Source organism: Izhakiella capsodis (genome assembly GCF_900115045.1).
Taxonomy (GTDB): domain Bacteria; phylum Pseudomonadota; class Gammaproteobacteria; order Enterobacterales; family Enterobacteriaceae; genus Izhakiella; species Izhakiella capsodis.
The window spans coordinates 83,381-105,204 of record NZ_FOVC01000008.1 but is presented as its reverse complement, the minus strand read 5'-3'; the positions used below and the strand labels follow the sequence as shown (position 1 = coordinate 105,204).

21 protein-coding genes and 2 pseudogenes are annotated in these 21,824 nt (G+C 49.4%); 12 read left to right on the top strand and 11 right to left on the bottom strand.

Features of this window, described 5'->3' with window-relative positions; translation table 11 throughout:
- Window positions 1–46 precede the first annotated feature (46 nt).
- Together BM191_RS16585 and BM191_RS12095 are read right to left on the bottom strand one after the other, a co-directional pair.
- Entirely contained in the window at window positions 47–253 is a 207-nt protein-coding gene (locus BM191_RS16585) for a hypothetical protein (RefSeq protein ID WP_143088823.1), read from the bottom strand.
- Between the two features lie 102 nt (window positions 254–355).
- Complete coding sequence (locus BM191_RS12095; protein ID WP_092878510.1) at window positions 356–586, bottom strand: DNA polymerase III subunit theta; 231 nt, start codon at window positions 584–586, stop codon at window positions 356–358.
- A 171-nt stretch (window positions 587–757) separates the two neighbouring features.
- Here BM191_RS12095 and copD point away from each other — a divergent pair, with 171 nt between their 5' ends.
- Together copD and BM191_RS12085 are read left to right on the top strand one after the other, a co-directional pair.
- Window positions 758–1,636: a copper homeostasis membrane protein CopD gene (gene copD / locus BM191_RS12090; RefSeq protein ID WP_092878508.1), complete on the top strand. Its 879-nt coding sequence runs from the start codon at window positions 758–760 to the stop codon at window positions 1,634–1,636.
- A gap of 17 nt (window positions 1,637–1,653) precedes the next feature.
- Complete coding sequence (locus tag BM191_RS12085) at window positions 1,654–1,995, top strand: YebY family protein (RefSeq protein ID WP_092878506.1); 342 nt, start codon at window positions 1,654–1,656, stop codon at window positions 1,993–1,995.
- Between the two features lie 232 nt (window positions 1,996–2,227).
- Here BM191_RS12085 and rsmF read toward each other — a convergent pair whose 3' ends face one another.
- The 3 genes from rsmF to yebS are packed head-to-tail and all read right to left on the bottom strand — an operon-like array spanning window position 2,228 to window position 7,618.
- On the bottom strand, window positions 2,228–3,769 hold the full coding sequence (gene rsmF / locus BM191_RS12080; RefSeq protein ID WP_269017639.1) for a 16S rRNA (cytosine(1407)-C(5))-methyltransferase RsmF: 1,542 nt from the start codon (window positions 3,767–3,769) through the stop codon (window positions 2,228–2,230).
- Window positions 3,766–6,405 carry a PqiB family protein gene (locus tag BM191_RS12075; protein WP_092878502.1) on the bottom strand — a complete coding sequence of 880 codons (2,640 nt, stop codon included), beginning with the start codon at window positions 6,403–6,405 and terminating at the stop codon, window positions 3,766–3,768. Before BM191_RS12075 ends, rsmF begins: the two co-directional genes overlap by 4 nt.
- Entirely contained in the window at window positions 6,374–7,618 is a 1,245-nt protein-coding gene (yebS, locus tag BM191_RS12070) for a membrane integrity lipid transport subunit YebS (protein ID WP_092878500.1), read from the bottom strand. The genes BM191_RS12075 and yebS overlap by 32 nt, the downstream gene beginning before the upstream one ends.
- A gap of 196 nt (window positions 7,619–7,814) precedes the next feature.
- On the opposite strand from yebS, the gene BM191_RS12065 reads away from it, so the two are divergent.
- The 4 genes from BM191_RS12065 to htpX all read left to right on the top strand — a co-directional run bounded on the left by BM191_RS12065 (window position 7,815) and on the right by htpX (window position 12,328).
- Window positions 7,815–8,315, top strand: a complete 501-nt coding sequence (locus tag BM191_RS12065) for a GAF domain-containing protein (protein ID WP_092878498.1) — start codon at window positions 7,815–7,817, stop codon at window positions 8,313–8,315.
- A gap of 96 nt (window positions 8,316–8,411) precedes the next feature.
- Complete coding sequence (gene proQ / locus BM191_RS12060; RefSeq protein WP_092878496.1) at window positions 8,412–9,101, top strand: RNA chaperone ProQ; 690 nt, start codon at window positions 8,412–8,414, stop codon at window positions 9,099–9,101.
- A gap of 20 nt (window positions 9,102–9,121) precedes the next feature.
- Window positions 9,122–11,173 (top strand): carboxy terminal-processing peptidase, encoded by a 2,052-nt coding sequence (prc, locus tag BM191_RS12055; protein WP_092878494.1) that lies wholly within the window; start codon window positions 9,122–9,124, stop codon window positions 11,171–11,173.
- Window positions 11,174–11,446: 273 nt separating this feature from the next.
- Window positions 11,447–12,328 carry a protease HtpX gene (gene htpX, locus BM191_RS12050; RefSeq protein ID WP_092878492.1) on the top strand — a complete coding sequence of 294 codons (882 nt, stop codon included), beginning with the start codon at window positions 11,447–11,449 and terminating at the stop codon, window positions 12,326–12,328.
- A 57-nt stretch (window positions 12,329–12,385) separates the two neighbouring features.
- Here htpX and BM191_RS12045 read toward each other — a convergent pair whose 3' ends face one another.
- Window positions 12,386–13,759 (bottom strand): MFS transporter, encoded by a 1,374-nt coding sequence (locus tag BM191_RS12045; RefSeq protein ID WP_092878614.1) that lies wholly within the window; start codon window positions 13,757–13,759, stop codon window positions 12,386–12,388.
- 199 nt (window positions 13,760–13,958) lie between these two features.
- Between BM191_RS12045 and kdgR the strand changes: the two genes are divergently transcribed.
- Window positions 13,959–14,750 (top strand): DNA-binding transcriptional regulator KdgR, encoded by a 792-nt coding sequence (gene kdgR, locus BM191_RS12040; protein WP_092878490.1) that lies wholly within the window; start codon window positions 13,959–13,961, stop codon window positions 14,748–14,750.
- 36 nt (window positions 14,751–14,786) lie between these two features.
- Here the strand turns inward: kdgR and BM191_RS12035 are convergent.
- Window positions 14,787–14,996, bottom strand: a pseudogene (locus BM191_RS12035) (YobH family protein).
- Window positions 14,997–15,293: 297 nt separating this feature from the next.
- Between BM191_RS12035 and BM191_RS12030 the strand changes: the two are divergent.
- The 5 genes and pseudogenes from BM191_RS12030 to rlmA all read left to right on the top strand — a co-directional run bounded on the left by BM191_RS12030 (window position 15,294) and on the right by rlmA (window position 18,436).
- Window positions 15,294–15,560: a YebO family protein gene (locus tag BM191_RS12030; RefSeq protein ID WP_092878488.1), complete on the top strand. Its 267-nt coding sequence runs from the start codon at window positions 15,294–15,296 to the stop codon at window positions 15,558–15,560.
- A gap of 27 nt (window positions 15,561–15,587) precedes the next feature.
- Window positions 15,588–16,595, top strand: coding sequence for an MBL fold metallo-hydrolase (locus BM191_RS12025; protein ID WP_092878486.1), 1,008 nt, complete (start codon window positions 15,588–15,590; stop codon window positions 16,593–16,595).
- A 548-nt stretch (window positions 16,596–17,143) separates the two neighbouring features.
- Window positions 17,144–17,261, top strand: a pseudogene (locus tag BM191_RS17200) (DUF2627 domain-containing protein).
- A gap of 13 nt (window positions 17,262–17,274) precedes the next feature.
- Complete coding sequence (cspE, locus tag BM191_RS12020) at window positions 17,275–17,484, top strand: transcription antiterminator/RNA stability regulator CspE (RefSeq protein WP_002221949.1); 210 nt, start codon at window positions 17,275–17,277, stop codon at window positions 17,482–17,484.
- A gap of 127 nt (window positions 17,485–17,611) precedes the next feature.
- Entirely contained in the window at window positions 17,612–18,436 is an 825-nt protein-coding gene (gene rlmA / locus BM191_RS12015; protein WP_092878484.1) for a 23S rRNA (guanine(745)-N(1))-methyltransferase, read from the top strand.
- On the opposite strand, the gene BM191_RS12010 is transcribed toward rlmA, so the two are convergent.
- From BM191_RS12010 to manX, 4 genes are all read right to left on the bottom strand, one after another.
- Window positions 18,427–18,903, bottom strand: a complete 477-nt coding sequence (locus tag BM191_RS12010) for a DUF986 family protein (RefSeq protein WP_092878482.1) — start codon at window positions 18,901–18,903, stop codon at window positions 18,427–18,429. The two genes, rlmA and BM191_RS12010, sit on opposite strands and share 10 nt — an antisense overlap.
- Window positions 18,904–18,995: 92 nt before the next feature.
- Entirely contained in the window at window positions 18,996–19,841 is an 846-nt protein-coding gene (locus BM191_RS12005; protein ID WP_092878480.1) for a PTS mannose transporter subunit IID, read from the bottom strand.
- 15 nt (window positions 19,842–19,856) lie between these two features.
- The gene (locus BM191_RS12000; protein WP_092878478.1) at window positions 19,857–20,660 is read right to left on the bottom strand and encodes a PTS mannose/fructose/sorbose transporter subunit IIC; all 804 of its coding nucleotides are present in this window, start codon (window positions 20,658–20,660) and stop codon (window positions 19,857–19,859) included.
- 69 nt (window positions 20,661–20,729) lie between these two features.
- Window positions 20,730–21,692 (bottom strand): PTS mannose transporter subunit IIAB, encoded by a 963-nt coding sequence (gene manX, locus BM191_RS11995; protein ID WP_092878476.1) that lies wholly within the window; start codon window positions 21,690–21,692, stop codon window positions 20,730–20,732.
- Between the last annotated feature and the right edge of the window lie 132 nt (window positions 21,693–21,824).

Sequence of the window (21,824 nt, the reverse complement as noted above, 5' to 3'; positions counted from 1 at the left end):
GATGGATGCAATTCTGACGATTTCAGCCTCAAGACGACAGATTTCATTACCAATTACGTGAGCCCCCTTTATCCCGGACAATTTTTATCGCCTCCGGTTTAACGAAAGAGATAGTGTCGCCCTGCCAGTTACCGCCAACGACAGAAGACCAATAACGATACTCATCCAGCTTTTGCGCCGGTTGACTAACAAAAGCTAACTGGTAGAGGATGCTCCATCCCGACGCACCCGATTTTGGCCCGGATTGTGACACTGTAATTGGCGAGAAAAAAGAAAACCACGCCTGAGCGTGATGATCCAGCAGGCTATCTCAACGGGAACGACAACGAAAAATGAAATCACCGGTGAAGATTATTTATTTTTGCTTTGGTTCCCAGGGTAGACGGCTTAGCGAAAGAGAGGCCTTGCGGTGGTGCTGCAATCTTTCCCGAAACCATGTGCGCATGCTTTGAGGTTGATCTTTTTCAACCTGTTCCGCGATGACCGGCATATTATAACGCTCTTTATAGGCCACGCCTGCAGCAGCTAAATCGGTATTGACGCGATCTTTTTCCTGCTGGTCGAGCTCTGCCAGATTAAATGACATATCTTCACTCCTTATTAGTTGAGCAGAAAGTACCTTAGTCGTTGCGGGCTGACAAGTCTTTGCCTGACGAGCCAGACTTAACTGATCTCGACACGGAGAAGGGGGCGGAGTATGCTGACGCGGATGTTAACTTTCATGTGTTGAATGACCTGAGGTCTGAATTCGGACATTATGCCACTGGAGAGTGTTTATCTGTTCAGCCGCTGGATACATTTTACGCTGCTGTTCATTTATTCTGGCTGTTGTTTTTACACTGCGCTGCTTGCGCCGCGACGCTGGCGTTTGACGTTATCACACCGACTTTCTTCTTTCACCCTATATAGCGCTGGCGGATGTTTGCTTTCCGCCTGGTTGCTGCTGGCAGCACAGGTCGGCCTGATGGGGGACGGATGGCATGATATTATGATGCCGGGCGTCTGGCAGTCCGTGTTTAGCACTGCTTTCGGCCGCATGTGGCAAATACAACTTTGGCTACCAATAATCAGCCTGTCAGCCCTATTTTTTACACAGCAGTTTGGACGTAATCTGGCTTTACTGTCGGCGCTTATTCAGCTTTGTGGGCTGGCTATGGTCGGCCATGCCGCGATGTATGACGGTATGCTCGGTATCCTGCAATGTATCAACCAAAGCATTCATTTAATCAGCGCCGCGTTTTGGATCGGCGGGTTGGTTCCGCTGACTGTTATCATGCGGGCAGCGTATCGAGAGTCGTCACGCTGTGATGCTATTTGCACTATGATGAGGTTTTCTTCTTATGGCCATTTTGCCGTAGCGTTAGTGCTGGTAACTGGCATAATTGACAGCTGGATATTGCTTGGCTTTCCGCCACGAAGCTTTCAGCTATATAACCAGCTGTTATCGGTAAAAGTGTTGTTGGTGATGCTGATGATTGCCATCGCGTTTTACAATCGCTATTGGCTGGTTCCGCGTTTTCAACGTGCAGATTATCAGGCTCAACAGAGGTTTATTGCTGCGACTTGCCTTGAATTGGTACTGGCTACCTGCGTGCTTACTCTTGTTTCGTTTTTGGCAACGCTATCACCGGGTTAAATTGTAAGGGTTAAACTATGAAAAAATGGTTAAGTATTCTGCTGTTATTGGGGATAGGAAACAGCGCTGTTGCTGCCTCGAAAATTGTGACTGTTAGTCGTTTTGAGATCGGTAAAGACAAATGGGCATTTAATCGTGAAGAAATTATGCTCAGCTGCGAAAAGGGCGGCGCTCTGTTTGCTATTAATCCCGGCACGCTATTGCAGTATCCGCTAAATAAAAAGGCCGAGGCAATGATGATAGCCGGTGAGGTCCAGGCTAAACCTGTCTCAATCATCCAGCTGGATGACCCGGCGAACCCAGGTAAAAAGAAAAGTTTACAGCCTTTTATCGATCGCGCAGAGCAGCTTTGCCGCTGACCGGCGACGTTCGACGTTATCCCAGTGACGTTTTTGACGTCAGTGCTGCTGACGTCACACTCTGCTTTTTCGCCTTTTTACGATACCAGAAGGGAAATGCGCCAGAAGAATAATGGTGGACAGTTAGTTTATTCCGGAAGGTTTATCTTTACTCCTTATTACGTTTTTCGTTCAATACTTCCGCGATGTTGCTGGGCCAGGCATGGAGATGAGGGGTGAGTTGTCGTCATTCTCAACGAACAGAGGTAAAAAGTTTGCCATCGCGCACCAGCTCCCTTGGATAACTGTTTTTCAATCGGCTGCCGATCTTTTTAGCTAGCCCCAGTGGCTGTAGCTGAAATGTCACTATCACTTCACTGGCGTTAATTTCACTGCCCGGATAAATGTCCCGCCCACGGTACCATTCTTCAGCTTCTTCTGGCGTCAGCGCAAGGCTGTTTTTCGACTGCGGATCGGCTAAAGCTATAACCGCCTCATGCTGCCAGCGATAACCTTTGGCAAAGGTCTCCGCCAGTCGTAGACCAATGCGTGAAAAGCGAACCTGTCCGAGCAGTGGCACGATAGCTTCCGGAAATAGCCAAATTTCTTTATCGCGCTGCCAGAGTGTCAGTAATGAGCTATCCCAACGTAGACCGACCTGTCGGGCAGCTTCGGTTACCTGCTGGCTGTTCGCGTGTGACAGGCGGGTAAAGGGGAGTTTGCCCAGCCTGTAGCCAGGAGCCGTAAGTGCAGGGATAGAGGTGACTTTACGCAGGCGGGCAACAAAGAATCCTTCGCTGTCGAAGCGCTGGGGGAAGACGTGCAGATCGCCCGCCGCTGTAGCAACACGGCCGGCGTCCGGAAACAGTGTGTTGAGCGGGAGACGCTCAGCGGCGCCAGGCCATTGTCCCAGCAACCAGTCAATGATTTGCTGATTTTCTTCACGGTTGAGGGTGCAGGTAGAATAAACCAGGACCCCTCCTGGCTTCAGCGCGTGAAAGGCGCTGGTAATAAGATCGCGTTGCGTTGCAGCTATTTCGAGATTGCTGGTCGGAGACCAGTTTTTTAATGCATCAACGTCTTTGCGCACTGCGCCTTCGCCGGAGCAAGGTGCATCCAGCAGTATGGCGTCGAACTGTTCTGGTAACGCTGCGCCAAATACCCGGCCATCGAAATGGGTGAGGGCGACGTTGCTGACGCCGCAGCGGCTGAGATTAGCATGCAACACCTTAATGCGGCTGGCAGCGTACTCATTGGCGAGAATCACGCCATCTCGTTGCATGCGGGCGGCAATTTGGGTGGTTTTTGATCCCGGCGCAGCAGCCATGTCCATCACTCGCTCGGGGTGGGATAGCGCATCAAACAGAGCCGTAACTGGCAGCATTGAACTGGCTTCCTGAATGTAAAACAATCCACTGAGATGCTCTGCGGTGCTGCCGAGGGGCAAATTATCCTCATTTCTATCGATCCAGAAACCTTCCTCACACCAGGGGATCGGCGTTAGCTGCCAGCCCCAGGGCGCAACCAGCTTTAGGAACGAGTGTACGTCAATTTTTAACGTATTGACCCGCAGGCTTCGGCGCAGCGGCTGCTGGCAAATAGTGATGAATGCGTTGAAATCGGCTTCATCAGGCAGGAGTTGGCGCATTTGCTGCAAAAAAGCGTCGGGGAAGAAGGGTGTTGCAGTGAGGGTCACAGGCTTAATCCGGGCCAGCGGGGGCAGTGAGCCCCCGTTACGATAAAACGCCATTATGCCCTGTCGGATAGCCGTTGTCGAAAGTGGTACTCTGATCATCGGGGCTGCGGTATCGCCGTTCCCCAGTTGCGCCACCCTTTTGGCTCTTCGTTTTCCAGTAAAAAATGTTTACCTGGCGTTGCCTGCGGTGCCAGTGGCACCGTCGGCGGCGTTGCAAATGAGATCCCGCCCTGGATAAACTGCTGGAAAGTACCTGTTTTCACCACTCCGCCAATGAGGCCAAATTTCAGGTTATAGCCGGATGATAGCCAGAATACGGAGTTATTTCGCACCAGGTGCTGGTACTTGCTGCTGATACGCAGGAATACCAGTACGCGATCTGCCATTGACCCAAGCGTTGTACCGGTTACCGTACCTACTTCGACACCGCGGAAAAACACCGGAGTACCTACCTGTAAAGAACCCCCCTCATTGGTATCAACGATCACATTAAGCCCATCAATATAACGTGCGTCGGTGATGGTATTTTCTTGCAGCTCGAAGCTACGCATCACCCGACCTTTTCCCGGATCAACGTTGATATAGGGCTGTAACAGAGTCTCCAGATGGCTAACACCCGCAGCGGAAATCTGCGGTGAAACTACCGAAAACTGGCTGCCCCAGCGTGCAAACTCATCTACGTATTCAGGATAAAGTACCGCTTTGGCTACTATCTGTCGGTTATCCGGGCTGAGTGCCAGATTTTCCACTTGTCCTACACTGATGCCCAGATAGCGAATCGGCATTCCTGGTGACAACTTAGCACCATCATAGGTACGCAAGATGATCTGACTTCCCACAGCACGGGCTGCAGTTTCTGATGCATAGAGTGCGCGCTTCTGATTGTCGCCAATATCAGCGCTTGCACCAGACAGGTTGTCAAAGCTAATAGCGCCTTTCAGCGCGCGGTTAAGGGGGGAAGCCTTTACTGTCAGCCCGCTACCATTCCACTGCACTTTGGCGCCGCCTTCCGCCCAGAACACGCTGTTTCTCGTCAGCAGCTTGCGGTATTCTGGACGAATGTAAACGCCAATATCGAACTTATTAGCATAGGGCGTGACTGAAACGATTTCGCCGACCTGGAACTTCCGGTATAGCACTACCGATCCTGCCTGAATATCTGGCAGGCTGTTGGCAATCAGCGTTAGGGTGGTTGGCGGCTGATCGCCCGTTATCCCTTCTTCAGCCTTTGCTGAATCGCCATACAACGGATAGCTGGCAGCGGGTGAGCCTTTGTCGCCCGGTTCGAGACGTATTCCCCCATCTACCCATTCTCGGGCGCTCGCGGCCAGTACCTGCACCCCCTCTAAACCAAACTTCACGTCAAGTCGGCTGTTAACGATAAATTTACTGTCGCGATGAACCAGATGGCGATAATCGGCATCAATGGCAATAGCAAAGCTGACACCTTTTTCCGTAAGGCTACGGCTAACAACCTGCCCGATTGTCATGCCATGCAGCTTTATCGGCTGTCCGGCACTGATGCCATAACTGTCACTGGCATTAAGTGTGAGTTTAAGAACATTTGGCTGCTGTAGCGGTGCGTCATTGACGGCAGCAACAGAAAAATGATCTACAGGGGTGCCATCGCCCGGTATCAGCTCAAGCGTGGGCCCCGTCAGCAGGTTGCTAATGGAGGCATCAGAAAGACGGAGCTTAGGCATGTGAAGTGCGATGCGGGTATTCTTACGCATCAGACCCACGACTGAGGGATCGATAAGCAGCTCGCCCTTAACCCGCCCGCTGTCCTGCAATTGCATTGCGCTGAGCGTACCCACTTGTAACCCCTGATACACCAGCGGCGTGGCGTCGGCTTTCAGCCCTTTGCCATTTGGCAGATCCAGCGTAATGTTCACGCCACGCTCACTGTGCTGTAGATCAGGGTAGAGCGGGTAATTATCTTCCGATTTAGCCTGAGGCGACGATGGTGGGGAGTCGAAGGCGACAGCGCCGTTTACCAGCGCTGAGATACTTTCCATTTGTATCTTAGGGGCATTGAGGTTTAGATCGGCTTTAAAACCGGAGACGTTCCAGAAACGACTCTCTTTTTTGACCAGATTGGTGAAACGGCGCTCGATCAATACGTCAATTGTGACGCCCTGAGTGGTCGGATTCACGCTGTAGTCATAAACCCGGCCAACGGGGATTTTACGATAGTAAACTAATGAACCGGTACCGAGCGAACCCAGATCTGGCGCATGCAGATGTATCAGCATTTCGCCAGTGTTCATCCGGTATTTAGGTTGAGTATCAAGGGCAATAAAATCAGTGCGTGGTTGGCCTTTACCTGGCATCATGCCGATATAGTTGCCGCCTACTAAGGCATCTAAACCTGATACGCCTGCCAGCGAAGCCTTAGGCGTTACCAGCCAGAACTGGGTGTTTTCCCGCAAGGCACCTTTCATATCATTTTTGATACTGGCCTTGATACGAATAGTACGCAGGTCGTCACTCAGATTTATGCCCTGTACCGTACCGATCTCAACACCCTGATAACGTATAGGTGTGCGCCCGGGGACGATACCGTCAGCAGAATTGAAGATAATGGTAACAGAGGTGCCTCGCTCCTGATAATTAGTCCACAGTAGCCAACCGGCAATCAACACGGCTATTAGCGGTAAAAGCCAGAATGGCGATATTTTCCGCCGGTAGCGGATGCGAGCTTCAATCGGTGTATTCGGCGTTTCCTGTTGCATGTGCGTCCCAAAGTAAGCGACTGTCGAGCCATTCGGCGGCAAGAATAGTCAGGATTACCGCCGAACCAAAGTAAAATGCGGCCGGCCCCATGGTAAATGCCAAAAGCTGATCGCGGTTGACCAGCGACATGGTGAGTGAAATAACAAATAAATCCAGCATTGACCAGCGGCCAACCCATGTGACTACGCGTAGCAGACGAATGCGGGTTTTAAGGCCTTGTTCACAGCGAAAGTGGATACTTATTAGCACCGTAAGCAACACCAGAACTTTGGTTACGGGAACCAGAATACTGGCAATAAATACCACGGCTGCTACCGGCACGTTATCGCTGGCAAGAGAGATAATACCAGTCAGAATGGTGTCTTCTTTACGCGCGCCATTCAGATAAATAACCGATATCGGCAGCATATTAGCCGGGATAAGGAAAATAATTGAAGTAATCAGCGCAGCCCATGACTTTTGCAGGCTATGTCGACGCCGTAGTGGGAGTGGTGTAAGGCAGCGGGGACAGCGCCCAAGGCTATCGGGCTCACCAGTAAAGTGACAGTTTAAGCAAATACGCAGCGAGGCTGAAGGGTGGTTAGCTTCGCGCTGTGGATAATATCGCTGCCAAAGCTCATCAGTATTTATATGGATTAACAATAGCAGGCCTAGCATTGTCAGGGTAATAATTGCAATCAGACCCGGCCCCGGCTGCAGTATCGCGTAATCTTTAACTTTAATTGAGGCTACTGCGATGCCAATCAGATAAACATCCAGCATTAGCCATTCTTTAAGGCGTCGCAGTATCAATAATACCGGCCGTAAATTCATGCCGAGACGATGACCAAAATCTAGATAAAGAATCGATATAACCAGTATAAGAGGGGTGGCGATGGTACAAAAAGCAACCATCGAAGCAGTAATAACGTCGCCTTGACGAGCCATTTGCATAATGCCACCGATTAGGCTGGCGCTGATAGTGGTGCCAAGAAGTGAAATCGACATCAGCGGCTCGTTAAAACTAAAAGGCATCAGCAATAGCATCGTCACTGCGATGGCACAAAGCCGGGTCATTGACCAGTCACGACCATCAAGATTGCGGGCATTACAGCGCGGGCAATAAGCCGACTGGATCGATTTTATCGGTGGCAGTGAAAAAAGGGTATCGCATTCGGGGCACCGCAGATAATGTGCCTGTGGCAGAATATGGCTGATAGCGTTAATTTTCATAATTATAATCTTTATGCCGTATTTGTATTCTGTCATGCACTAAAATAAGCGATCAATCTATGTCACCCGAAACCGCAAGATTAAGGGTATATTAACTAAAGGAATGTTTCACCTTGTCGAAATGAACAATTAATGCTTATTTATCAGCTTTGCGTATTTGAGGCGTATTTATTTATCAGTTAAACAGTGGTAGCTAATGAATAAACAAGAATTTTATCGTGAATTGAATCGTGACTTACGCGCTTTAGTAGATGGTGAGACGAGCTTTCTGGCTCTGATGAGCAATTGCAGTGCGCTGCTTTATGAGCGTCTGGAACAGGTAAATTGGGCGGGTTTTTACCTGCTAAGTGAAAAGGATACTCTTGTGTTAGGGCCGTTCCAGGGCAAGTTAGCCTGCGTGCGTATTCCGATTGATCGCGGCGTATGCGGCGCTGCGATAACGGAAAAAACTATCCAGCGCGTCGGCGACGTCCATACCTTTGTCGGGCATATTGCCTGCGATGCTGCGAGCAATGCGGAAATTGTATTACCCCTGACGCTAAATAATGAAGTTGTTGGTATCCTGGACATCGACAGCATTGCTTATAACCGGTTTGATGACGGAGACGAGGCGGGGCTCAAAATACTCAGTGAATGGCTGAGTGAGGCGTTAGCTGCAACCGACCTGTATCAATTTTTGCAGATCAATCGTCGCTAAAACGCGCGATCACGTAGCAATTGGCGTCACGGTCATTATAATGTCGCCTGTTCATGCCTGCGCTGGTTGGCAAACCCGTTGTAATCAGGAAATTTCATGGAAAATCAACCCAAGTTGAACAACAGTAAAGAAGTCATCGCCTGGCTGGCCGAGCGTTTCCCGCAATGTTTCAGCGCCGAAGGTGAAGCACGTCCTCTTAAAATCGGCATCTTTCAGGATCTCGTTAATCGTGTGCAGGGGGAAATGAGTCTGAGTAAAACGCAGTTGCGTTCCGCTCTGCGTCTCTATACTTCCAGCTGGCGCTATTTGTATGGTGTTAAAGCCGGTGCCATTCGTGTGGACTTAGATGGTAATCCCTGTGGGGAACTCGATGAGCAGCACGTTGAGCATGCCCGTAAGCAGTTAGAAGAAGCCAAAGCTCGTGTTCAGGCGCAGCGTGAAAAGCAGCTGGCTAAGAAGCGAGAAGCAGGTGAGGACGTAGGCGTGCGTCGTTCGGCAAAGCCTGTAGTTCGTAAAGCTGCTGTTGTGGGAGATGAAGGACGTAAGCCGCGTAACATTAGCAGACCGCCTCAACCGGCTACTGCAAAGCGCAAGCCCGTTGAGGAAGCTGAACCCCGCAAACTTGTTACCGATACCGCCTCGCTGTCAGTTGGTCAGAATATTAAGGTTAAAGCAGGTAAGAGTGCAATGGATGCCACGATTCTTGAAATTACAAAAGATGGCGTTCGGGTAGAGCTGGCTTCCGGCCTGGCAATGATTGTACGCGCAGAACATTTGCAGTTCTGAAACGGAGGCCGATTAGGGGCATGAACACTACGTTTAAAATAATTATTCTCACCGGCCTGCTTATATCTGGCCCTGTTATGGCCAAAGATAGCGCGGCAATAACCAATGAAAACCAGATCCCTATCCTCAAGCAGGAGCCTCAGGACGCGACAGTGAGCGAACGCGTTACATCGCGTCTGACTCAGTCTCACTACCGTAAGTTTGATCTGGACAAGGCCTTTTCAGCGAAAATTTTTGACCGCTACCTCAATATGCTGGATTACAGCCACAATGTACTGTTGGCCTCTGATGTTGCAAGCTATGCTGATAAAAAAAGTACGCTTGGCGATGAGCTTCGCAGCGGCCAGCTGACAGTATTCTACGACTTATATAATCTGGCGCAGCGGCGTCGCTTTGAGCGTTACGAATATGCGCTCAGCGTGCTGAAGCGACCAATGAACTTTAACGGCAACGATACCATTGATATCGATCGCAGTAAGGCACCGTGGCCGAAATCGATAGCAGAGCTTAATTCATTGTGGGACGCTAAAGTTAAATACGATGAGCTTAACTTGAAGTTGGCCGGTAAAGACGAAAAAGAAATTCGTGAGATTCTGACGAAACGCTACCAGTTTGCCATTCGTCGTCTGACTCAGAGCAACAGCGAAGATGTATTTCAGTTGGCAATGAATAGCTTTGCTCATGAAATTGATCCGCACACCAACTATCTGTCCCCACGCAATACCGAGCAATTTAATACCGAGATGAGCCTCTCGCTTGAGGGTATCGGTGCCGTGTTGCAAATGGATGATGATTATACGGTGGTTAACTCTATGGTTGCCGGCGGTCCGGCAGCACGGAGTAAATTACTGAATGTGGGCGATCGCATTGTTGGAGTTGGGCAATCCGGTAAGCCGATGGTAGACATCATTGGCTGGCGTCTCGATGACGTCGTAGCACTGATCAAAGGGCCGAAGGGCAGTAAGGTTCGTCTCGAAATATTGCCTGTTGGTAAGGGAACGAAACCCCGCACGGTGACTCTGACGCGTGAAAAGATCCGTCTCGAGGACCGCGCAGTGAAAATGTCAGTGAAAAACGTTGGCAAGGAAAAGGTCGGGATACTGGATATTCCTGGTTTTTACGTTGGGCTGACGGACGATGTCAAAACCCAGTTGCAAAAGCTGGAAAAACAGAAAGTTGATAGTATTGTTATTGACTTGCGTACTAACGGGGGGGGCGCGCTTAGCGAGGCAGTGTCGCTTTCCGGACTGTTTATTCCAAGCGGCCCGATCGTGCAGGTAAAAGACAACAACGGTAAGGTGCGTGAAGACAGCGATGACGATAGCATCGTTTACTACAAAGGTCCGCTGGTGGTTTTAGTCGATCGCTTCAGCGCCTCAGCATCAGAAATTTTTGCTGCCGCTATGCAGGACTACGGGCGTGCGTTGATTGTTGGCGAACCGACGTTTGGTAAGGGAACTGTGCAGCAGTACCGTTCGCTAAACCGCATCTATGATCAGATGCTGCGTCCTGAGTGGCCGTCGTTGGGTACCCTTACTTATACTATTCAGAAGTTTTATCGTATTACCGGTGGGAGTACCCAGCTTAAAGGTGTTACGCCTGACCTGATTATGCCGACAGGTGTTGAAGCGGCAGATACCGGCGAAAAGTTTGAAGATAACGCATTGCCCTGGGACAGTATTAATCCGGCGACGTATGCTCAATTAGGTGATATCAAGACTTATGTGCCTGCGCTGAAAAAGATGCATGATGAGCGTATCGATAAAGATCGTGAATTCCAGGATATCATAAAAGACATTGCTCGCTTTAATGCTATGAAAGAAAAGCGCAACCCTATTTCTCTGAACCTCGCGCAGCGTGAAAAAGAGGATAAGGAAGAGGATGCGTTGCGTCTGGAACGGATAAATGCGCGCTTTGAGGAGGAAGGTAAAAAGCCGCTAAAAAGTCTGGAAGATCTGCCGAAAGATTATAAAGGGCCCGATCCCTATCTGGATGAAACGGTACACATAGCCAATGACCTGGCGCAGCTTGAGGCCAGCAGAAAGCCGGATACGCCAGTAAGTTCTAAATAGTTCACGGGGCAGCTTAGCTGCCCTTTTTTTTGCAGTTCCCTCGCCCGGCAAAGAGAGTGGGGATTACGCCTTCGTCGACGCCACTCGATCTCGACTTTCCATACCAGTGCAGAGTTTGTGGGGCCGTTAATGCGTCCTACGATCGGATGAATGCTACAAAATGTAAAGTTATGTCGTTATAAACCTTTAATGGTTAAGGTTGCTTGAATTGTGCCACGCAGTCCATAGGATGTAACTCGTAACAAGACATTTTTAACTAAGGAAAACTAATCTATGATGCGTATTGCTCTTTTCCTGCTGACCAACTTGGGTGTCATGGTGGTCTTCGGGCTGATTCTTAGCCTGACAGGGATCCAGCGAAGCAGTATTCCGGCTCTGATGATTATGGCGGGTCTGTTTGGCTTTGGCGGTGCGTTCGTCTCACTGCTGATGTCAAAGTGGATGGCGCTGCGCTCAGTTGGCGGTGAAGTTATTGAACAGCCGCGTAATGAAACCGAGCGCTGGCTAATGGAAACCATCTCTCGTCAGGCGCAACAAGCCCGGATTGGTATGCCGCAGGTTGCTATCTATCATGCGCCTGATATCAATGCGTTCGCGACCGGTGCTCGCCGTAATGCCTCGCTGGTCGCCGTGTCAACGGGTCTGCTGCAGAACATGAGTCGCGAAGAAGCAGAGGCTGTACTGGCTCATGAAGTTAGCCATATAGCTAATGGAGACATGGTAACGATGACCTTGATCCAAGGCGTAGTTAACACGTTCGTTATCTTCTTGTCGCGCATTGTTGCTCAGGTTGTAGCGAGCTTCGTCTCAGGTAACCGTGATAATGAAGAAAATAACAGCGGTAATCCGTTGGTTTACTTTGTGGTCTCTATGGTGCTTGAAATTGTTTTTGGTATCATCGCCAGCATTATTACCATGTGGTTTTCGCGCCATCGTGAGTTTCATGCAGATGCAGGTTCAGCGAAGTTGGTAGGGCGAGAAAAGATGATTGCAGCGCTTCAACGTCTGAAAACCAGCTACGAGCCTCAGGAAAGTAATAGCATGATGGCTTTCTGTATTAACGGTAAATCAAAAACCTTCAGCGAGATGTTTATGTCGCACCCACCGCTGGATAAGCGTATAGAAGCGCTGCGTAGCGGCGCTTATCTGAAGTAAATGCGAGATGAGTCATGAGCCGGATGCGAAAGCATCCGGTTTTTTTTGCCGGACGGTTCAGGGGTTCACTGGTTGCTTAATACGCATCAGACTAATGATGGCTGCGGCAGTTGAGAACGCACTGGCCAGCAGCAACGCTGCATGCGTCCCATTCTCACCACACACGTTAAACATCAGGGCCACGAGTGCCGCGCCCGTGGTTTGCCCAACCAACCGGGCAGTTCCCAACATGCCGCTAGCCCCTCCACTGCGATTCTGGGGCGCTGAACTAACAATAGCGTGATTATTCGGTGACTGGAACAGGCCAAAACCGGCACCACACAGCATCATTCGCCAGATAATGTCCCAATCGACAGGTTTGGCTGGAAGCAGTGCAAGGGTGAATAAACCAGCAGCAAATACTGTCAGGCCAATACCGCCGAGCAGGCCACTATGAAAACGCCCGATGAGCCTTCCGGCAATGGGTGCCAGTACCATAGTTGCAAGCGGCCATGGTGTTAACAGCAGGCCGGTGGCGACCTCATCGCGCCCCAGCGAATTCTGTAGAAAGAACGGCAGTGAAACCATCGCCAGCATTTGTGCGCAAAAGGAGCACACGGAGGTACACATCGAAAGAGAAAAAAGTGGAATCCGCAGCAAATCTACGGGAAACAGTGGTACCGGCATCCGAAGCTGGCGGCGAATAAACAAAGTACCGATAATCAACAGCAGGGCTAGCTGGAGCAACACCCATTTCATCGCTACGCCCTGGGCATAACCGCTCAGCGCCGAGAGCATCAGACCAAAGCTAAGTGCATTCATTATCGCGCTGATAACATCGAAATGTTGCTGGCTGTTTTTTTGTTGGTTATCGGGCAGAAAAAGCAGCGCCAGCCAGAGTGCAATAATGCCGAATGGGACATTAATCAGAAATAGCCATTTCCAGCTGGCAATTGACAAAATAGTGGCGGCTACCGTTGGACCTGCTGCAGTAGCGACCGCGACCACCAGTGAGTTGATCGCCATGCCACGGCCAAGGAAGCGCTTAGGATAAATAATACGGATTAAAGCCGTATTTACGCTCATCAGCATAGCACCACCTAAGCCTTGCACAACGCGCGCCATCGTTAGCACGTCAAGTGAGGACGATAAAGCGCAGCCCAGAGAAGTGCAGGTGAACAGCACTAACCCCCATTGGTAGATACGTCTGTACCCCAGGATGTCGCCCAGAAAAGAGAGTGTCAGTAATGAAACGACAATAGCCAGCTGATACGCATTCACGATCCAGATTGACTCGGCGGGGCTGGCCTGAAATTCACGCGAGATGGTTGGCAGAGCAACATTCGCAATCGCGCTGTCCAGAACCGCCATGGTGATTCCAAGCGCAATGGTGGCGATTGCACCGTAGCGCTGCGGCAGCGGAAGCCCGTCTGGGGGCGTGGTAATTTGCATATCAGGCATATCAGCAGATGATTAAGATGGATAATTAACATGCTAATCATTATGGCGTCACAAATCTATCTGCCCGTATAACAAATATCGGATAATTGCACCGACTCGTCAGGCGTACAATTGCTGTGAATCAATGCTCCCAGTATACTAAAAAGCGTTTCACGTAATTAAAAAACCAACACTGAATTCAGGAGTGCTTATGTCTGCGCTGGAAAATAATAAACAGCCGGATCCCGTTTCGTCAGTACGCAAGGTGTTCGGCATACTTCAGGCGCTGGGTGACGAACGGGAAATAGGCATTACTGAGCTGGCGCAGCGCCTGATGATGTCTAAAAGCACGGTTTATCGTTTTTTGCAAACAATGAAGTCGCTGGGATATGTTTCACAGGAAGGAGAAAGTGAAAAGTATGCGCTGACGCTCAAACTGTTTGAACTGGGCGCTAAATCGCTGCAAAACCTTGACTTAATCCGCGTGGCAGACCAGGAAATGCGCAATTTATCACGTCAGACTCGTGAAACGGTTCATCTCGGTGCGCTGGATGAAGATAGCATCGTCTATATTCATAAAATAGATTCTCTTTATAATCTGCGTATGTATTCACGTATCGGGCGACGGAATCCGTTGTACAGCACCGCCATTGGCAAAGTGCTGTTGGCATGGCGTTCACAAACTGAAATTACCACTATTCTTGCCGGATTGAATTTTGTTCGCACGACAGAGCACACGTTGACCGACACTACCGCGTTACAGGTGGTGCTGAATAGGATGCGAGGGCAGGGATATGGCGAAGACAACGAAGAGCAGGAAGTGGGTATCCGCTGTCTGGCCGTGCCGATATATGACCGTTTTGGTAGGGTGATCGCCGGTCTGAGTCTCTCTTTTCCTACGCTGCGTTTTAATGAAGAGCAAAGATCTGATTATGTAACAATGTTGCATATTGCGGGTCGTAAGATATCTGCACAGATGGGTTATCCTGATTATCCTTGGTAAAAATTGGGAAGCTGAAAACAGCCCGCTGCGTGTACATTAATCATCCATCACCTCATTACTTCTTTTCAATAACGGACACTCAGACACACCGACTGCAGCACTGTCGTTATGCAAATATTGTGAAGCAACCACACTGCGGGCTGTCAGATACTGACATTTGAATTCAAGACCGGCGACGTTTTTACTGCCGCTCGGTAGTACACCCTAGCCCGTTACTGGCATCGCCAGCCAGATAAGAATCAGCATCGCAAGGATGCCTACGATAAGTTACATATTTTCTCCTTGTTGAAGAACACGCAGGCCGCATATATTACGCGGTTAGAATCAACAACTGCAGGATGGCTTTCACACATAATGAAAGCGTTAAGAGGATACTGAAATCCACGGTACAGGGACGCTTTTTGTTGGTATCTGATACGGGTTTTATTATTACGACGACTTATAAATGCAGGAGTAACAGGGTAGAATTCGCAAGCTGATTTGAAAATCAGCCTATCCTGTGCTGATAATTTGGTGTGCTGATTGCATGCCGGGAAAAGATAAATGAATCAATTTTTGAATGTTTCTTCCGGTTTTTTTTCAATCATCGCTTTAGCGGTGGTTATCGTTGCGCTAATCGCATGGTATTTTGTTAACAGAGCAAGTGTGAAGGCGAACGCACAAATACGCCTGTTAGAGGCCTTACTCGAAGAGCAAAAGCAACAAAATACATTGTTACGCCGTCTTACAGATAGACTCGTCTTAGAAGAGGAAGCGGTTGAATCAACAGATGAAAATAAAGATTTTATCCGCCTGATACCTGAGCGTTAAGCCCCAGTTAACACAGGAGCTAAATAAGTGGCATGGAAAAATCCCTGGTATAATCCGCATCTGGAGCATCATTCACCGACAGGCTTTAAAAACCCCGATCCGGAACTACCTCAAAAACGCGATTTCAAAAAATGGCAGAAGGAGCGTAAAGCGGCCGGGTTACCTCTTCCACCCGCAGCAGGCTACCCGTCATTTATAAGCCAATGGTGCCAGCAAACTGATCTCACGGGCGATCAGGACGCGGCCTGGTGGTTAGGACACGCCGCACTCATGTTAAGGCTGGACGGGAAATATACGTTGATCGATCCTGCGCTTTCACCCCGCGTATCTCCGCTGAGCTTTTATGGACCGCAACGTAAGACGCCTGCCCCTCTGCAAATTGCAGATTTACCGGCACTGAGCTACGTTGTTATTTCTCATAGCCATTACGATCATCTTGATCGATCGACGATAAAGCAAATTTTACGTCGTTTTCCGCAGGTGGAATTCATTGTCCCACTTGGATTGGCACCCTGGTTTAAGCGACTAGGAGCCAGACATGTCACGCAGCTAGACTGGTGGCAGGCCACACAGCGGGGTTCCATGACCTTTCAGGCAGTACCTGCTCGCCACTGGAGTATGCGAACCCTGTGGAATCGAAATCGTTCATTGTGGTGCGGCTGGGTGATTAGACACAGCCGGCTTAATTTCTGGTTTAGCGGTGACACTGGTTACTCTGAAAATCTTTTGACTATCCCAGATCGTCTCGGCCCATTTAATCTGCTGGCGTTGCCGATTGGTGCCTATGCCCCTAAATGGTTTATGCAGGGACAACATATGGATCCTTCACAATCAGTGCACCTGCATAAAGCAGCAGGTTGCCCACTCACAATACCGATACACTGGGGGGTGTTTGAACTGGCGGACGAGCCATTGGACGAACCACCGTTGGCACTGCGTCAGGCGTTAATTGACGCCGGGTTATCAGCTCAGTTTTTTCGTCCCTGGAGAATAGGCGAGAGATATTTGGTGGAGAATCTGAACAATTCATCCTGATTCAGTCCAGGCGAGACCAAAACAATGTCGATGATTTTTGTATTTTTGCTGCGTATGGTTAGCGAAATTATATTTGTATTGAGGTTGCTTCTTTTTTAGTCGCAGAATAACGCTTTTCATAAATTTAGTACATTGCACGACTACCCTGTGCATCGGGATTATTAATGAACACATTTTCATGTTCCCGGCTAATTATCCGGGGCTTTTTATTCGTACTTTAACAATAAATCTTTATTAAATTTAAGCAATGAGATTGGGTAGGAAGATATCCTTGTTTAGGATACGTTATCAGGATAAACCTGCCTTATACAATGATGTATTGCTCGATAATATTTATAATCTGTTGATTAAAAGTTGTTTTCCCATTGATCGGTTGATGCGATTCAGCGCTGATATTTTCACTTTACGTGCTTGACTCTCTTTTTCATGCGCATTATCTCATTTGTTGTCTAAAAATGGCTTGCCATTATATTGAGGATATGTGATAAATCCTGTTGGATAAATCGAGGTACAGTTCTGTTTATGCATGGCATTTCAGTAAAGAAGTTTTGAGTACAGACGTTGACGTTGAATACCGCTTCCTTGCCGAACCTTAATCAGTGCCTCATTCAGTAATGTCTCTGGTTTCTCTATCAGTACCGCCTGCGGGCAAAAAATACACTCTAAGGAAATTTGTAAAATGGCAAAGATTAAAGGTCAGGTTAAGTGGTTCAACGAGTCTAAAGGCTTTGGTTTCATTACCCCAGCTGACGGCAGCAAGGATGTATTCGTACACTTCTCTGCAATCCAGGGTAATGGTTTCAAAACTCTGGCTGAAGGTCAGAACGTAGAGTTCGAAATCCAGGATGGTCAGAAAGGTCCTTCGGCTGTAAACGTTACTGCTATCTGATGAGCCACAGCGCTGGTCGACACAGACCAGCAGCGTGACACTCTAATCAATAAAACCCTGCCAACATAGCAGGGTTTTTTATTTTGCAGTACACTGCGCGCCTGATTGACCAGTGAGACCACCTGTAATGCACTATCAATGTCCGCTCTGCCATCAGCCTCTATCTACGCAAGAAAAGGGCTGGGAATGCATTAACCGCCATCAGTTTGACAAGGCGCGAGAAGGCTACGTAAATTTGATGCCAGTGCAGCATAAACGCTCTAAGCAGCCGGGTGATAATGCTGAAATGATGCAGGCTCGCAGGCAGTTTCTTAATGAAGGGCATTATCAGGCGTTACAACGTGTTGTTTGTCAATTGTTGTCAGGGATCACTGGTGATGGCTCTCAGCAGCAAACCGTGCTGGATATTGGCTGTGGTGAGGGTTATTACACCGGCGCAGTGGCACAATCTCTCTCAGCACGTGCCAACGTTGAAGTCTGTGGACTGGACGTGTCGCGTGAAGCGATACGCAGCGCAGCAAAACGCTATCCGGAAGTGTCATTTTGTGTTGCTTCCAGCCAGCGCTTACCCTTTATGAACAGCAGCATCAGTACAGCGCTTCGTATTTATGCTCCCTTTAACCCTGAAGAGCTGGCGCGGGTTATGTGTCCAGGCGGTTATTTACTCACTGTGACACCCGGCCCCCGGCATTTATTGCAGTTTAAGGCGCTAATCTACCGGGAAGTAAAAATGCATGATCCTGCGCCGGAATCGTTATCAGGTTGGTCATTGTGTCACGAGGAAACCCTGGCATATCCGTTATCATTAAGCAGCGACAGCGCAGCGACGCTTCTGCAAATGACGCCCTTTGCCTGGCGTGCTCGTCCGGAAGTCTGGGGGCGCCTTGCGACTGTTGAGCATTTTGCATGTGAAACTGATTTTATGTTGCGTCTCTGGCGACTTCAGCGCTGAGACGTAGCGGGTTGTTCTGCTAATAGGAAGTGATAAATACGCTCCAGATCGTCCAGATAGCGTACTTCTATCAGCAGCCGTCTTTGTTCAAGCTGGATAACCAGCACGCCATCTTCCGAAAGATTCATCGACTGAATTCGCTCATAGTCGATAAATATATTGGCATAGAAAAATCCGGAGCGCTTAAATACGATCCTGGGCTGGCGAAACCAAAACACGTACAGCGACATAAACGCCAACACCAGGAGTAGGGTAGTGGTAAGCTGGGGTCCCTGATGTTGCAGATTCTGCCACAACAGGATAGCGATCAGCCCGACAAAAATCAGGCTGTCGACGCGATTACGCCGTTTGAGTGCTACCGTCATGCCCGTTTTCCCCATCCGGCGTGGCATGATCAATTCATCGTAGATGGCATAAGCCAGAAACAGAGAGATGACCAGCACCAGTATTACGTCATTCAACGTCATAACTTCTCCTTAAAAAATGATGCGCAACCGCTCGGGAGAGCAGTTGCGCATCATTTTTAATAACAGCGGGAGTCAAGCCCCCGCTGTAACGCTTACAGACCGAGAAGGCCGACCCAGTAACCAAAAATTCCCAGCACGAAAAAGCCCATGATGATCCACAAGGCGTTAACTTTACGCCGTAACAACCACATGCAGCCAAAGGTCAGCAGCAGCGGTATCAGTCCCGGCATTAACTGATCGAGGATTGTCTGAACAGTCGTGACGGTCGTTTTTCCTGTCTGGTCAGTAATTTTTGAGACGACCACCGGTATATTAATGTGGGTCCATTTATTTACCAGGGCTCCCATAACGAACAAGCCGAGAATAGACGCTCCTTCCGTCAGTTTTTGCAGGAAGCCGCCGCCCATATCGCCGACAATATCGACACCCTTACGGTAGCCGTAAGCAACCCCATAGTAGCGAACCAGCAGGCGCACCAGGTTAAACAGCACGAAGAACAGGATAGGACCCAGTATGCTGCCACCCATTGCGAGACCGGCCCCCAGAGCTGCGAATACAGGCCGTACCGTTCCCCAAAAAATAGGATCGCCGACACCGGCCAGTGGTCCCATCAGACCGACTTTAATGCCATTAATGGCCGCGTCGTCAATGGACGCGCCGTTAGCACGCTGTTCTTCCATCGCCAGAGTAACGCCCAGCACGGGTGCTGCCACGTAGGGATGTGTGTTGAAAAATTCCAGATGGCGCTTGATTGCTTGTTTCCGTTCATCATTATTTATTGGGTAAAGACGACGTATTACCGGCACCATTGAATAGCAAAAACCCAACGACTGCATACGTTCAAAATTCCACGATCCCTGAAATAAATTGGAACGGAGAAACACGCCGCGTACGTCGCCCTGTGTCAGCTTTTTGGTCTGGCTTGTTGTATCCACCATGTGAGATTCCCTCAATTAGTCCAGTTCATTATCAAGATCGTTATTTGCCGGACCCGCAGCCGGGGCAGAGCCAGCGGTGCGGTTATATTTTGGTGCCAGCTGAATATAGAGAATTGCCATCACTACGCCGATTATGCCCAGCGCAACCAGGTTGAAGCTGGTAAATGCGGCCGTAACAAAGCCCAGATAGAAGAAGGGCATCAGATAGCCTGCACGCATCATGTTGATCACCATTGCGTAACCAACCACGACGATCACTCCGCCAGCGATATTCAGACCGTTAGTGACGACTTCGGGGATTGAGGCGAGCAAGCCCTGTACTTCGCTGGTGCCAACGGAAACGGCGACGATTAGCGCTGGAATGGCGATGCGTAATGCCTGCAGGATCAGAGCAGAGAAGTGGATCCAGGAAATAGCCGTCAGATTGCCCTTTTCCGCGGCTTTATCCGCCGCATGCTGGAAAGCAACAGTAATAGTACGAACGACGATGGTCAGCACTTGTCCAGCAGCCGCCAGAGGAATAGCCAGCGCAATACCGGCACCGATGCTCTGACCGCCAGCGATAACCAGAATAGTAGAAATGATAGAGGCGAGGGCGGCATCCGGCGCCATTGCCGCACCGATGTTCATCCAGCCAAGTGCAATCATCTCTAGTGAACCGCCGATGATGATACCTTTTTCAATATCACCCAGAATAAGGCCAATGAGGGTACAGGCGACCAGCGGACGGTGAAACTGAAACTCGTCGAGTGTTGAATCCATCCCGGCAATACAGGACACAATAAAAATCAGTACAAGCTGAAGGATTGTTATCTCCATTGTACTTCTCCTCTGACAATCAATAACTGAGTTAAACCGCATCTGCGGATAAGAAACACACCTTTGAAATTAGATTTTCGCGATCAAATCCATCATTTTTAGTCGAGGATCGCTTGAGACTTTACGCACCTCCAGCTCAATGTGGCGCTCGTTCAGCTTACGGAATGCGTCAATATCCTTAATATCTACGGAAACTGCATTGTTCACCTGAGTTTTACCCTGACGGAATGCCATACCACCAACGTTTACCGACTTAATGTCAATGCCTTTTTCCACGACCCGTAAAACGTCTGTTGGATTGGTGAATAGCAACATGACGCGATCGCGAGCATATTTGGGGTTATTCCAGACGCGCACCATTTTTTCAATATCGACTACGTGTGCAGTTACCCCTGGCGGAGCAACCTGGGTGAGCAGGGTTTTACGTACATTGTCATTTGCAACTTCGTCGCTGACGACAATAATTCGCGTAACGTTCGTTTCCTTTGTCCAGCGGGTGGCTACCTGACCGTGAATCAAGCGATCATCGATGCGCACAAGACCAATTTTCATGTGATCGTTCGGGCCGAGGGGAGCCTGCGGCGCGACGGGTGTAGCGGCGTCAGCTGGTGCGTCTATTACTGGCGCCTCTGGTTGTTTTGCTTTTAGCGCTTTTACGCCTTCCCGACCGGTTTCCACCGCCTGTGCCACCAACTCAGCAAACGCCGGGTTATCATCACGCGCCATCAGCGTCTCAACCAACATAGGAATATTGACGCCGGCTACGACTTCGTAATTGTCTTTATCGACAACAATCCGACTGGCGGCGTTAAACGGACTTCCGCCCCAGGTATCGACGAGGAATAGAACACCCCCGCCGGTATCAAGTTCGGCAAGGCGCGCTTGGTACTTCTCGATTAAGGTTTCGGCATTCTCACCGGGGACAAAATCGATCCAGCCGACATTTTCCTGCTCTCCCAATAGCATTTCCGCAGTTTTGAGCAGTTGTTCTGCTGCCCAACCGTGTGTGCCAATCATAATAGCAATGGTCACTTGCTACCTCCTGTCTCTTTTATTATACAAACCCTGACTGAAACTAAGGTTCGTGTGATTTTATCTGTATCAACATTTAATCATCACTTTTTCCTGATGGAGAGCTGATATTTCAGGTCGGATGACTGCAAA